General features: G+C 47.9%; 9 protein-coding genes and 1 pseudogene. 1 reads left to right on the forward strand and 9 read right to left on the reverse strand.

The window, feature by feature from the left end:
- Positions 1–5: 5 nt before the first annotated feature.
- The 9 genes and pseudogenes from PKO02S_RS16790 to PKO02S_RS16830 form a co-directional block, all read right to left on the reverse strand.
- Positions 6–1,007 (reverse strand): ABC transporter permease, encoded by a 1,002-nt coding sequence (locus tag PKO02S_RS16790; RefSeq protein ID WP_127584909.1) that lies wholly within the window; start codon positions 1,005–1,007, stop codon positions 6–8.
- Positions 980–2,557 (reverse strand): extracellular solute-binding protein, encoded by a 1,578-nt coding sequence (locus PKO02S_RS16795; protein WP_127584911.1) that lies wholly within the window; start codon positions 2,555–2,557, stop codon positions 980–982. The genes PKO02S_RS16790 and PKO02S_RS16795 overlap by 28 nt, the downstream gene beginning before the upstream one ends.
- A gap of 237 nt (positions 2,558–2,794) precedes the next feature.
- Complete coding sequence (locus PKO02S_RS16800; protein WP_164821501.1) at positions 2,795–4,888, reverse strand: helix-turn-helix domain-containing protein; 2,094 nt, start codon at positions 4,886–4,888, stop codon at positions 2,795–2,797.
- A gap of 340 nt (positions 4,889–5,228) precedes the next feature.
- Positions 5,229–8,591 (reverse strand): polysaccharide lyase family 8 super-sandwich domain-containing protein, encoded by a 3,363-nt coding sequence (locus tag PKO02S_RS16805; protein ID WP_164821502.1) that lies wholly within the window; start codon positions 8,589–8,591, stop codon positions 5,229–5,231.
- Between the two features lie 351 nt (positions 8,592–8,942).
- Positions 8,943–9,365, reverse strand: coding sequence for an arsenate reductase (thioredoxin) (gene arsC / locus PKO02S_RS16810; RefSeq protein ID WP_174819918.1), 423 nt, complete (start codon positions 9,363–9,365; stop codon positions 8,943–8,945).
- A gap of 15 nt (positions 9,366–9,380) precedes the next feature.
- Positions 9,381–10,019 carry an aquaporin gene (locus tag PKO02S_RS16815; protein WP_127584920.1) on the reverse strand — a complete coding sequence of 213 codons (639 nt, stop codon included), beginning with the start codon at positions 10,017–10,019 and terminating at the stop codon, positions 9,381–9,383.
- Positions 10,020–10,058: 39 nt separating this feature from the next.
- Positions 10,059–10,532: an ArsI/CadI family heavy metal resistance metalloenzyme gene (locus PKO02S_RS16820; protein ID WP_127584922.1), complete on the reverse strand. Its 474-nt coding sequence runs from the start codon at positions 10,530–10,532 to the stop codon at positions 10,059–10,061.
- A gap of 48 nt (positions 10,533–10,580) precedes the next feature.
- Positions 10,581–10,931, reverse strand: a pseudogene (locus tag PKO02S_RS16825) (ArsR/SmtB family transcription factor).
- Between the two features lie 199 nt (positions 10,932–11,130).
- A complete protein-coding gene (locus PKO02S_RS16830) occupies positions 11,131–13,125 on the reverse strand; it encodes an alpha-amylase family protein (RefSeq protein WP_127584924.1) in 1,995 nt (664 codons plus the stop codon).
- Between the two features lie 164 nt (positions 13,126–13,289).
- Between PKO02S_RS16830 and PKO02S_RS16835 the strand changes: the two genes are divergently transcribed.
- Positions 13,290–14,162 carry a helix-turn-helix transcriptional regulator gene (locus PKO02S_RS16835; RefSeq protein WP_127584926.1) on the forward strand — a complete coding sequence of 291 codons (873 nt, stop codon included), beginning with the start codon at positions 13,290–13,292 and terminating at the stop codon, positions 14,160–14,162.
- Positions 14,163–14,519: the final 357 nt, after the last annotated feature.

The following is a 14,519-nucleotide window of genomic DNA, read 5'->3' on the forward strand; positions in this document are numbered from 1 at the left end:
ATTTCTCAGAACAGACTTTGGCCTGTCGTTTTTTTCGATAATTGATTCCCGCCCCACAAGAGAATGAATCCAACCACCGATTTAAATAAGCCAATTGCCGTTGTCAGACTGTAGTTGCCCTCCTGAACGCCTGAACGAAACACATACGTATCCAGAATGTCGCCAACCGAATACGTCATCGGCGTTAACAGCACAAAGGACTGCTCGAATCCAAGCTCCATGAAATGGCCGATTTTTATTAACAATAAGACTGTAATCGTAGGAAGCAAGGAAGGAAGCGTAATGGAGATCAGTTGTCTGAACTTGCCCGCGCCGTCTACGGTTGCCGCTTCGTACAAACTCATGTTGATTCCGGTCAAGGCAGCCAAATAAATAATGGCGTTCCAGCCCACCTCTTTCCAAATCGCGGACACGGTCACAATCGTGCGGTAATACATCTCTTTCTGCATGAACAGAATCGGATCGCCGCCAAACCACATCACAATGCGATTGACAACGCCATGCAGCGAAAGAAGTTCAAACATAATCCCCCCAATGATGACCCAAGAAAGAAAATGAGGCAGATAAAAGAAGGTCTGAACGGTTCTTTTAAAAAACTTTTGCTTTGCTTCGTTGAGAAGAAGAGCCAGCACAATAGGCGCCGGGAATCCGAATACCAGCTGATAGAAGGCAATAAGCAGCGTATTGCGCAGTATTTTCAAAAAATCAGGATATTTAAACATAAATTCAAAATGCTTTAGGGCGACCCAGGGGCTTTTCCAAAAGCCATTGAAAATTTGATAATCCTGAAATGCAATCAATGACCCTGTTACAGGCACATAACGAAATATCAGGAACCACAGAATGCCTGGCAGGGCCAAAAGGTACAGCAACCAGTGCTTTCTTATGTTATCGTAAAGGCGACGAAATTTCGTCGCCTTTTTTCCTAGAGCCAGCGGCTGCTGCAAAGGAACTGCGGAAGATGCCAAAATATCCACCTCTATTTCTTGTTGACCTTCTGGTACCATTCATTGGCCCGTTTCGTTACTTCTTCTCCGCCGGCTTTATACCATTTATCTACATATTCATCAAATTTATCGATAGCCATATCTCCCGTAATGATTTTGGCCGCATATTCCTGGAACAGCTTATGGGCTCCGATATCCGCAAAACCATCGTAAATGCTGTTGGGCATGCCGTCCGCCGGCAACAATTTTTGCGAGGATTCGGAATCCTTCGTTAATTTAGGGATCATTTTCCCATACTCAGACGTATCTATAGCAAAGTTTTTTTCATAGAACGGGAGGTTCCAGTAGGACAAGCCGCTTAGCGCAAATTGTCTGGATTTCCGCTTTTCAAGCGAATCCTTCTCCGCAACGTATTTTACTGAACCGTTTTCGATGATCTGACTTTCGTTCACCTGCCCGAATACCTGGAAGTTGGCCCCTTCCTCCGTGTACCACCAATCGAGGTATTTCAGCACGTTCGGAGCATTCTTCTCCGCACTCTTGGGAATCATGTAGTCCACAAAGCCGAGCGCCTTCTGCGAAATAAAACCGTTGTAGCCATCCACTTTCGGAATCGGAATCGCAATGACCTCCGCTTTCGGATTTTTCTGCTTCATCGCATTGAAATTGGCGGCTCCTTCTCTTGGAATATGGAACCACATCCCGACTTGATCGTTTCTGATTTTGGCCACCCAAGTATCGCTCTTATTCAAAAAGGTCTCATTGTCCAGAAGCTTTTCCTTATACAGCGAGCTTATGAATTTAAGCGCTTCTTTCATGTTGGGCGTTACGCCGGCATAGATCAGCTTGCCATTCGCCAGATTCCAGTCAGGGAAGCCTTCGTACATGCCAATCTCGTACATGGAGAACAGCTCGTCCATCCATCGCGCGCCTTCGCGACCGCTTGTTGGAATATCATCCTTTACGCCATTGCCGTTAGGGTCCTTGTCACGGAACGCTTTCAGCACTTCCACCAGCTCAGCTTGCGTAGTCGGCGCCTTCATTCCGACCTTGTCCAGCCAATCCTTGCGGATCATAATCCCCAGTCTTGGGAAAATATCATACTTCGGAATATAGTAGATTTTTCCGTCCGGTGAAGCCGATCTGACTTTATCCCATACTTCCTTCGGCATTGCGTTCCACAGATTTGGCGCATGCTTGGGAAGCAACTCATCCAGTGCCAGAGCTGCGCCCTGCTTCATCATAATCTGGTCTACATTGCCCCCTTGACCGTTAGGTCGCAACAAGTCGGGAAGATCGCCGGATGCCAACAGAATTTGAATCTTTTGCGTGTAATCATTCCAAGGGAATGTTTCAATCTTGAGATTAACGCCCGTTTTATCCTCAACATACTTCAAATCCGAATCACTTGGCACGGCATCCTGCTCTATCGGCCCTTTAATGATCCGAATCGAAGCTTTCGCCGCCGGGCTCGAGGACGTTGCCGTCGCGCTTTCCTGCTTGCCTGTCCCTTCCGCAGGCGCCTTCTCGCTGCAGCCTGCCAGCGAACCTGCAACAAGGATTGCGCATGACAGCAATAGCACACTCTCTCTTTTTACTTTTTTTCTCATTTCGTATACCACCTTTTCAAAATGTCAAAGTTGATTGCACTCAGAGCGTACATGAATCGTAAATTGCAAACAACGTTCCATTTGTTGAAACATCTACAATAAATGAGCGATTACATGCCCTTTTATTTTCTGCATATAGTCGGCGAATAAGCATAGCATCCGCTTAGCCGAGTTAAACTGCGTTCAGGCTGCATCGAGGGGAAGAATGGCTGATCGTACAAAAGGCCAGCCCGCCGGCTAGCCTCGTTGATTCCCTCTTTTCAACCATTCGCGATACTTCCCCGGGGTCATCCCTTTCACATTGCGGAAAGCGCGGATAAAGCTGTTTTCATTCTGATAGCCGACCATCTCGGCGATTTCAAACACTTTGTAGTCGGTATCGGCCAACAGCCGCTCGGAGCTCTCAATGCGAAGTTTGGAGATGTATTCATATACCGTGTGATCCGTCTCTTGCTTAAACAACTGATTCGCTTGATATAAGCTTAACTGAACGGCATCGGCAATGTCCTTGACGCCGATATTGTCCTGAAGATGCTGCTGCATGTACGCTATCATTTGATGAATGACCTGGCTGTTCTTGCTTGTCGACTGCTCACGAATGGCCAATAGCAGGCAAGCCAGGCTCGCGTTGAAATGCTTGCGCAAATCGGCGAGATCCATCGAATTGATTTTAGGATTTTTAGTATACGCTCTCATCGCCCCTGCAACCGACTTGCCAAATTTCTCAGCGGTTTGCTCAAGCGCGATTTGCAGATTCTCAAGTGCCGCAATAACGGTTAACGGGGGGAACTCGCCTGTTTCTGCGGCGTCGAATAAAGCATTCGTCGCGCTCCATACGTGCCTTTCCTCCCCGGAATGCACAGCCTGAACAATTCCCTGGATGAGAGTGTTATCGAATTCTCCCACCGCGTGGTTCTCCTGTTTGTTAACGGTGTGAGTATGTCCATATCCCTGATACAGCCTCTGGGCTAACGCGCCAAGCGCCTGCCTGTACGCTTGCGGCAGATGGTGCGTGTGCTGCACGGGATCGCTAAGTCCAATGGAAATGAACATTTTGATGTAGATGTTCACCTCAGCGATAATTCTATCCAATGATTCCAGAAATTGTTCCTGATCCCAATCGCGAAGCGGTTGTACAAGCAGGCACAGACCTTCTCTTCCATGCTGAATCATCACCATGCGAAAATCCGGATTCAAGCATTCTTCCACAATATTGCCCAAGGCAAACAGCATCAGATGGAGGTCGCTCTTGTTGTAATTTGCGGACCAGGCCATGTAATTATCAATCGAAATGACGCTAATATACGCAGGTCCGTTCTGCCACTCCGAGAAATGATCCTTCCATTTCTGATACAACTCTACATGATCGGTCTGTTCAACTAACACATCCTCGAGAAATCGCTTTCTTATTTCCGGAATCGTTGTCTTGATCTGTTTGAACATATGGGAATGATCGTTTAATATTTTGGTCATCAGATTTTGCAAATCCAGCAATTCCGGCTCTTGATAAGACTTTTCAAACGGGATCAGAAGCTTACGCATGCGCCGGATAGGCTGCAGCATCTGAAAATTAATCATGCAGATCATGATCACGCTGAATAAGGCTATCAGAACGGAAAGAAGCAGCACCACATCGCGTATCCAGTACATGCGCTTGAACAGAATTTGCTCCGGCAAAACAATGACAAAGCTCCAGCCGGTATAGTCCGATTTCAGGGCATAGACGATATGTTCCTTCCAGTTGGCGGTTTGCGCCGAAGCGCTTCCCAAATTTCCCTGCTGCACAACGGCCGCAACCTCCTCCGTCGACAAGCCCAACTGCTCTTTGACCAGAATAGGCGATCCTTCGGCATCGAAGACGTACCGGCTCCGAGGCACCTCATTGTCCAGATAAACGGGATTGGAGAAGAAATCCTTCAATGGAACATTGATAACCAGGATGCCTTTCTTCCGGGCACTTAACAGAATCGGTCTGAACAAGGAAATAAGCGCTTCGTTCGTCCTCTTGTCCATTCTCGCTTTAACAACCATGCCGTTGATCTGATTCAAGTCCGCTATCCATTCTTGATCGGTGAATAGCTCGATATTGGAAACATAGCCGATCGGATTGCTGGCGGCAACGCTTTGTTTATCCATGTCGTAGATGTAAATCGACTCGATATTTTGCGAATAGCTCACTGCATTCAGAAAATTGATCGTATTTGTTATTTTATTGTACTCTTCTTTTGTGCTTTGCAAAAAATCTGTAGTTGAAGGGTCTAATATAACTTGAATCGCTGTTTTGTCCATCGCTTTAATCATCTCATCCGTGACATCTTTATCGATCTTCAACCATGTTAGCTCTGAACCGGCCATTTCATTTTTCAGTATGTCTTTCGCGACAAAATAAGACGTAAGTCCCAGGGATAGGAACATAATAAATATGAGCAAGGTCAAACCTAGCAGGAGTCGTGACTGAGAATTCTTAACCGCATACTTGAGCCAGAACAAAAATCGTTTCATAAGCAGTTCCCCAATCCCTCACGATCACTAAGGGGACAGCTTCCTCGTGATCTTCTCTTCTATATTAGCACTTGTCTTTCCGGTTTGAACATAACGGTTACTTCATGACGAAGTGAAAATGACCATTCTGGTTAGATGGTCATTTTCACATTATTCCATATGAATAAGTTTACTGGGCGATAACAATTGTTGGACGAATAGAGACAGTTGCATGCTCGCGAGCGCCGTAGCTAACGTTGGAGACACCAGACAGTGACTGCGCGGCATAAACCCGTATGGACAATTTCTTATCCGATGCATGCGCATTAACCGCCTGACTTGTTACATCCAACTCATGCAAACCGGCTGTTGCTGGGAAGCTCGCCAACACAATTCCTGTTGCGGCCGGCTTATTATTCCAGCTTATGCCGTTCTCCGTCCAACTGTTGTCGCTGACCAGTTCGACAATCTGATTCGGCGCAATGGCGCCTGCTGACGTGATATAGACATGAATCTTTGCAGATTGGATGCTGCCGGTAATGGAGGCTAAATCAAATTTGATATACGATTCTCGGTTATAACCCGCCGCCGGGTCTGATTTCGTTTCAAGAGTAGCACTGCTCCCATAATTGAGAGTTGCGTAGCTGCCGTTGCGTACGAACGCATCTTCAGCAGCCGTCAGCTCGATTACTGGCAAGCTATACTCCAGAACGGGTCGGTTCGCATCGGTTGCGTCTTCCCGTGAGCCGTAGGTTACATTGCCGGTGCCTCCTGCATCCGTCGGCGAGTAGACCCGAATGGAAAGCTGCTTGTCGCCTGCCAGCGCCGCGTTCACTTGCGAGGTGACGTCTAGGCTGACGGGAGCGCCTGTCGTCAGAGAAGACCACTCCGCAAGCAAGGTGGCGGAGGCCGGTTTGTTGTTCCAATTCAAGCTGGTTTCAACCCAAGCAGAGCTGCTGACAAGCTCCGCCCTGTTCAATGTTCCGGCAGCCCCGCCTACGAAGATAGGAACCAGCTTGATTTGGGCGGAAGAAACCGGCGTTGAGAGCGTTGACAAATCAAAGCGGATATACGCGTCACGATTGTAGCCGGAAGTGGATTTCTTCACTTCCAAAGCCGCATCTGTGCCAAAATTCACCGTTGCGTAAGCGCCGTCCCTTACATAAGCATCCGCTGCCGCGGACAGCTTCTTTGTTGTCGACAGGGCATCCGAGACGGAACCAAACACAGCCTTGAATGTTTTCCCTTTGGCCCCATTCACATTGACAGAGAGCTTAATCGTTGGGCTTAACTGCGTAATGGACACCTCCGGATCTTTAGAAATCACACTGGATGCGCTTCGGTTGATTTCTATGACAATCGTTCCGGTATTGGCTTGGGTCGGGTCGGAGACGCCGATTTCCAACGCACCTGCCGATTCCAATGTCATGACAGAGGACTTTTTATTACTGGTTATATAAGGATTGCCATCGACATAGACGGATTTGGTCGCGTCATTCCAGAAGTTGGCCCCGACTGCGTTCAGCTTCTTCTCCTTCACTGCTTGAGCATCCCCGGAGTTTTCAAGGATCGCCACATCCGGATTGCTGGCATAGGCGCTGACTTGCGTGCTTGATTTATTCGGCAGCAGAACATACGAGTAGCTGTCGTCGATCGGGTTCTTCCCATGATCCTGCCACAAGGTCATAAAATGTTTCGAGACCGTTGTTGTATCGATCCCCTTGGCATACGTGTTCATCGACGCCCAAGTATTCGTCCTATTTTCCCTAAGCCCCTTTACGGTTGTTGGCGTCGGGAAGTAGTAGCCAATATCCGAGTCGATGACATTGCCGGCCAAGTGCATCCAGTTTACACCTGTTATCGTTTCCGCCCAGCCTAATGTGCTGGATTTGGCCGAGCCGTTAACCGTCAGCGCATTGTTGCCCGCAGCGTTGATTTTACGATTTTCGATTGTCGTTTCTATCGTCCTGTTGTCCGTGCTTGTGATCCCCGCCCCCAGAGCAACGACTTCATCGTCGAACATGAACCAGGACTTCTTCGCCGTTAATGTACTGCTCCAAGCATCCAACTCCATCCCTGTGACGCCATACTGGTCAGATACGCTCGTTCCCCCTACCCAATTGTTGCTGCTTCTAGACTTCTGCCCCGAGCCTGTGCCTCTGGATTGCCGATCAACTGTCGTGCCGGGCAACCGGTACTTATCCACAAGTCCCCAATATTCATCACTGTATTGAGCTAAATCATTATTGTATAAGTACGTCATTCCCTCCCCCGTATACCAGCCTCTTAAATTTTCACCGTTAATCGACTCATAGTTGGAGATTCGACTCGAATGCAGGCTCAGGGCAAATCCGAATCCGGGCCGCAAATGGACTGCCCGATCCATAGATGCGAATTGTTTGTACTTAATCAGCTCTCCTCTTGAGACAACCGTCGGATCGTTGACAATCTGTTTGGCGAGTACCAGATAGAAGAGCGGCAAGTCTTGATAGACGGAGCGGTACGTATCCGATTGCACCCAGTATTTAACCATACTCTTGTACTGGGCTGCATCGAGAGGCGGGGAAAACTGCGCGAAGTGCGCAAAATATCCGATCATTTCATGACCTGCCGAATGCGCCTGGAACGAGCGCCTCGACATTTCGCGTCCTCTCACCATATCCATCATCTCCCCCTTGTAAATAAAGGGCTCGAAGCTGTCATGAAGCCACTTGTACACATTGCCTAACTGAGGATCGCTGATTTGCCAGCTTGAACCGTCAAGCAGATCGATCAGTTGAGCCAATCCGCGCATTAAATACATCCCGTACGCGCCGTTATACGCAAACGAATCATGCTGGATAAAGGAGCCGTCCGCATAAAACCCGTCCCCGCTTGTTACGTAGGGAAAAACGATACTTAAGGCATCTCGGGCAGCCGCTATTTTCGCGCTGTCTTTTACAATAATGGCCCGGATCAGCACGACTTTCGCCATGCCCACACGGTTGGCCCCAGTTGCCACATTTTGCCCCCCAAGATAATATCTAGTTGGATTTGGAGAAAATTTGTTGATGACATTCATATAATTTGTTTTTTGCGTAGTCGTTAATTGATTGTAGAGCAGCACAACCGTATCGCTCAACGGGTACGGAGACCCCATCTCCCAATCAAACCAGTTGCCGGATTCCACTTGGTTCTCGTTATAGCGATTCGTATACAGCCAATCTAGACCGCCGCTTATGCTTGCAAGCAAGCTTGAGTTCTGATACAGCGAAGAAGCGCTTATTGAATAGGCAAGCGCCATCTCATATAATCGCGTGTAGCTTAGCGTCATATAGCTGGATTGATTCTTCGCATCCGTGGTGGCGGTGAAGTTAAGATCGCTCCACAAATAGGTTCTGCCGACAGACTGGTTTAATGTATCCCAATTGGATTGGGCCTTAGCCGTAATTTGGGTGATTTTATTGGCAATATCAGGGTCGTCCGTCGTATAGATTCCCCCTGTCAGAAAATAGTTCCACTTCTCCCTTAGCGCGTCGAACTCATCCGCAGCATTCGCCCGGTTTCCCGACATCAACGCAGCACCGCTCCATAATAGCGAAAGAACCATAAGCAGCTTAAACAGTTTCCTACAACTTGTCTTCATCTTCTATAACTCCCTCCGTTTCATTTCCGACTCCAACATTATCCCCCGCCATCTCGTCCAGCCTTCTGCTGGAACATACTACTCACTATAAACAAGCCCAAATGTAAGCGCAATCATTCATATTCAAGCCGATACGCAATTCATAAAAAAATCGCCTTCCTGCAAAATACGCATACTTTTTTATGAATTGCATACTGCCTCGAAGCTCCAAGCCCGCCGGAAGAGCAGAAACAAAACCCTCCCAGATCAAGCCAACTTTCGCTCCTTCTCCCCGTTGCACTATTTGCCCTCGACTACAAATTGTTTAATCCGATTTTTTATGGATTCCCGAACCTCGCGGAATTTTGCCATGATTGCTTCTTCCGAACCGGTCGCCTTCGCTGGGTCGTCAAAGCCCCAATGAAATCTAGCAGCTTTCTCGTTACGAACGACCGGACAATGGTCATTCGCATGACCACAAAGCGTTATGATGTAGTCCGCACTTTTCATTATTTCCGGGTCGATTACGTCCGAGGTATGCCCCGAAATGTCGACACCGGCTTCCCGCATCACTTGAACGGCACGCGGATTTAGCCCATGTGCTTCCAATCCCGCACTTTTCACTTCGTATTTCTCGCTGCCGAGCCTCTTTAAAAATCCGTCCGCCATTTGGCTTCTACATGAATTGCCCGTACAAAGAAAGTAAACTAATTTTTTATCCATAGTCATGTCCGCCTCTTATTCATGTAGGGTTCGATAAACGATTGACGCAGCCACAGCCCCCAGTATGGTCGCTACGATGTACAGCCACATATGCTCGGTTGCACCCGACACAAGAGCAGGTCCCAAGGATCGCGCTGGGTTCATGGACGCTCCGCTAATCGGTCCCGCGAACATAGCCATAAGCCCCACCGTGGCACCTATGGAAATACCGGCAAAGCTTTTAACCGCTTTTCCGTGAACCGCTGAACCTAATATGACCGTCATTAAAACAAACGTCAAAATAAACTCCAGAACAAACGATTGGCTCTCCGACGCATGTGGAAGCGTGGAGCCTAAATGGGCGACATTGCCAAATAAAAAGAGTAAGGTATAGCTCGCTGCGATCGCTGCAATGAGCTGTATAACGATGTAACCCAGACTATCTCTTATTGAAAGCTCCCCTCGAACCCAAAAACCGATCGTTACCGCTGGATTAAAATGCGCTCCTGAAATATGACCAAACGTATAGATGAGCGCCATAACAAGAAGCCCGAATGTAATCGCGACACCAACATGGGTAATGGTTTTCGTTATCTCATCGACTACGATCGCCCCTGGACCTGCAAAGACTAGAAAATACGTGCCGATAAACTCAGCGATTAATTTCTTTTTCAAACCGTGAGCTCCTAGTTGAAAAAAATGTTTTCTGCATCATTAGCAGCATGAGCTTTCTTTTCGGAAATCGGTAAGTTCAACCTGTTGAGCGGCGGGTGTCGTGCAGCAGGAACCGGATCGGCTATCTCGATCTTCAGCTGCTTCGAATTCACTATCCCCTTTGGTGTAAAACACTTCCCACGGGTTGCCCTCCGGATCGGTAACCCATATTTTATCTTGGACCGCATAACAGCATGTAGTATTCATTTCATCAAATGAAACGAGTCCGGATTGTTGCAGTCGGGTTTTGGCCGCCAGCACCTCTTCCGTGTTTTTGACTTGGAATCCGAAATGGTTCAGAACGCCTCGGTTTTCGTAATGACGGACATTTAAAGAAAAGTGCAAAGCCGGATCATCCAACTCAAATTTTGCGTAGTTCTCTTTTACTTTTGTAGGTTCGGCGTTAAACAGCTTTTTGTAAAATTCCAACGACGGATTCAGATGATTTACATTAATGGCTACATGCATTTTCATTTGTCCACTCCTTAAATCAAATTTATTTGATTAAATAAACAAAAAAATTTAGCAGCAATCCGAAGAATCTTCTCTTGGTCTGAAAATGCAGCATAACTTCTCGGAAAGAAGCGCACCGATTTCATCCGGGTTAAGCTCGTAATAGCTCCACGTGCCCCTAGTCTCTTTTGTAATTAAGCCTGCATCCAACAAAATTTTCAGGTGATAAGATAGCTTGGATTGCGGCATCTCCACAATTTCAGTCAAATCACAGACGCATGTATTGCCACGCTGGCAAAGCTCATATAAAATTTACAGCCTTTTCTCATCGGCTAATGCTTTAAATTTCTGCTCATATCCTTCAAAAGAAACATTTGGTTTCGCCCTTACATTTACCGGAAGTTCAATTTCCAACTGCATTCACCTCCTCGAAAAGATTAATCAATTTTTTTTGATTCAAGTTCAAATTCAACTTAACACTTTTTCTTACATAAATCAACCTATTAATCAAATAAATTTGATTAAATTAACAAGGCTACCGCTTCATAGCGATAGCCCATCAAACCCGAGTCATCCCTCGACTCAATTCCTCCTGCCGATCGCTTATGGACAACCGACCTTATACATCGAGCACAACCATCTGATGACATTCTAAACGAGGCACTGTGTAAGAGACATACTCACCGTTCCATTGGAATGGCAGCTCTTGGCCGTCCGGTGCCAAATACACACGGGCCGGCTTCCGATCAAGACGGATTTGAACCTCTATCAGATAGAGCGGCAAGATATCTTCTATGACTTCAACCGAAGTCCCTCTCTTCACAGGGGAGGCGTAAAGCAGATGGTTGACATAACGGCTCTCGGCCGCCTGTTTCATCAGTGTTACAATTCCTTGAGCTGGAAGGTTGGTATACAGCGTCTTGTCCGGCAACATCAAGTTAAGCGCATGCAGGACCGTTTCCTTGAGCGCCAAACTTCCTTTAGTAGCATAATCCTCGAATATATTCCATGCGATATAGATCCCGTTTGGAGACTCTACCATCCCAGGTCCGGCATCGCTAAGGACATTAGGCGTATGTTGATGAGAGCTGAAGGTGAATACATCCCGATTGAAGTACGGGTTCTGGCGGCTTCCCAGCTCGGTGCCTCCTTCGCTAAGCTCGATATTTTGACCTTGGGAGTAAAAAACAAAGGTACCTGAACCTAGGCTGGAGAGCTCAAAATGCGGGCGGAAATAGTCAGGCTTATAAGGGTTAGGCCCCAGCCAATTCACTCCAAAATCAATGGCAAATCCGCTTGTAGCAGATTCCGGAGACACGTCATTGGCATATAGACCCGACTGCCCTGTGGCCAGAATTCGGCCGCCCGCATGGAGATAGCTCTGCAACCGATCGCGGAGCGGCTCCGTCAACGTGATCATATCAGGCAGAATGAGTACCTTGTACTTCTCAAATTCGCTTTCCCAATCCAGCACATCGAACAAATAGTTGCCTTCCGACAGCATCCGGATTGCACCGGAGTCCGGCTGGCTCACTCTTGGAGATTCCCGACCTAATGCCGAATGGAGCGCCTCTACGCTAAGCAGCCCGATGTCGGCCACAGAAGCGACATTGGAGCACCAAGGCTCCTTGCGCTCCACCTCTGAATACGCTTGTCCGATGAGCCGATAGGTAGTCTCGTTCATTGCACCATTCGGATGCAGCTGATCTCCAATCGAACAGCGGGCACCGTTCGCCAAGCAGAGGGAGGTTTCGTATCGCAGGGCGTTGGGATGCTTAAAGCCCCCAAACTCTCCCCAGCTAGTATGAAATTTGCCGGTCATACCGAGAAATGGCATCCCAAGTCCTTGTGTATACCGCGCCGAGAATGGAAAGTGATCATAACCCCAACTGCCGGTTGGCAGCGACTCCAGCTCGAGGTGTGTATTCATAGCCGCCAAATCACGACGACCGCAACGAATGTGCCCTCCATTGTGAAACACGGGAAGCCCTTGCTTAACAGCATCGACCGCTTCTCTGACGCGCTTCGTATAATTCGCGTATGTCCTCTCCCAGAGTCGCTTGGCGGCCTGTTTATTGCGAGGATCCGATCCCTCTGCTCTTAAGGACGCCACACAGTGATGGCAGTAGCAGCTCACAACCTTGACGATGTCAAGGAAGACCCCGTCTACGTCGTATCGGGTAACGACCTCCACGATTTGAGGAATCAGCACTTGTTCCAGGTAAGGTGAATTGAAGCAAAATACATGATAGCCGGGTACCATAAACCCTTTTGCCCAGTTCGTGCTGTCGTTCTCATCGCGAACAAGCCATTCCGGATGTACACGGGCCAGTTTCTCATCCAATCCGGCCGAGAGGTAGACAGGTGTTTTGACGTTGATGGCATGCGCTGCTTCAATCATCTCGCCAAGTAAATCGAAGTGAAGCTCGGGGTGCATTACATTGGCTTCAGAAGGATGATAGGCCCATCCGTGATGGCATTTGGAGAATACCGTGATGGAATCAACGGAACCAAGCTTTAGCTGATCCTGAAACTGTTGCCTGTTAAATTTTTCCCCTATTCCAGGAATGGCCTCTGAAGTATGAAAATCCAAATGTACCTGACGAAATCTCATCTTAAACACTCCTTATGGATTGAATATGTGCTGCTCTGCAGATAGCGGGTACATGTCTAACCATACAGAGTTCCAGTCTGCTATACTATAGAAAAAAGAGACATAGAGTAGCACATTTTCGACTAAGGACTGATTTTCTATATTGTTCAGGGAGGACAGTAGTTGTGGAGATATTGGAGCTTCTAATACCGCCTCTGCCACAATTATTAACCGTGGGCCATACGACGTGGAAACCCGGCAATCAACATTTCAAGCGTCGATTCGATCTTTACGACGTATTGTTCGTGGTTAGGGGCAAGTTTTACATGACGGAGGAAGAGATAGCCTACGAGATCGGACCCGGGCAGATTTTGGTCTTAGAGAGCGGGCTCGAGCACTGGGGGCATAGACCTTGTGAGGAGGAGACGGAAATCTATTGGGTGCATTTGAAGCATGCCCCTCCGTCACGCAAGGTTAACTTTAATGCCGTTCCATGGTCATCGGTCCTGCCACAGGGAACTGATAAGGATTTGTTCCCGACGGAGCAGCCGTTCTACATCCCCAAATATGCCAATATCGACCTACACTCCGTCGTACCTGTGCTAAATGAGATCGTCCATCTCCACCGTACGTTATGTCGCGAGAATGCGGTCCTGCTTCACGTTAAGCTCGGTCAACTATTGGTCCTCCTGCAAGCTGGTTTAAGAGGATCGATGACCTCCAGATCCTATACCGTCTGTGAAGAGATGAAGCAGGCGCTGCATCAGAGCTATACGGAGCCATTCAATGCCGAAGCTCTGGAACGGACGCTTCACTATAATCTGGATTATGCTTCACGATGCTTGAAGCGCCATACCGGAATGAGCCCCTTGCAATACCAGCATTACTTGAGAATTGAAGAGGCGAAGCGATTGCTAAGACATTCACCGCTTACAATAGGAGAAATCGGGGCGAAGGTCGGATATAGCGATGACAACTATTTTATCCGCACCTTCAAATCCAAGACAGGGTTCAGCCCAGGCGCGTACCGCCGAATCTACGTCGAGCACCGGAGTTAAGCCGGTTTTAACTGTATACATGATCAATCTATTCGACATGCGACCCGGAGAACAGCGCCCCAGCGGCGGCGAACTGATTTATCTTGACGACGATTAAGGCGGGATCGGATCTCGTTAAAGAGCTTTTGCATCTTTGGAAATCCGCCACGTAGTTTGAACTTAATATGAGTACCAAATTGCGCGAGTGGAGTACCATTCTTCGCTGAATGATGCCACGCTCCCCCCGTCTGGATACTCAAGTAAACAGATCGCGAATCCAGCTTCCGATTTTGTTTACTTTGTTACTCAGAACTCCCTCACGCTCCCCAATTAAGGTAATTTGGTACTCGGATTGGATACTTGGGTTCTCAGAGTTTT

This window comes from Paenibacillus koleovorans NBRC 103111 (assembly GCF_004000845.1).
GTDB classification, from domain to species: Bacteria; Bacillota; Bacilli; order Paenibacillales; family NBRC-103111; genus Paenibacillus_AA; species Paenibacillus_AA koleovorans.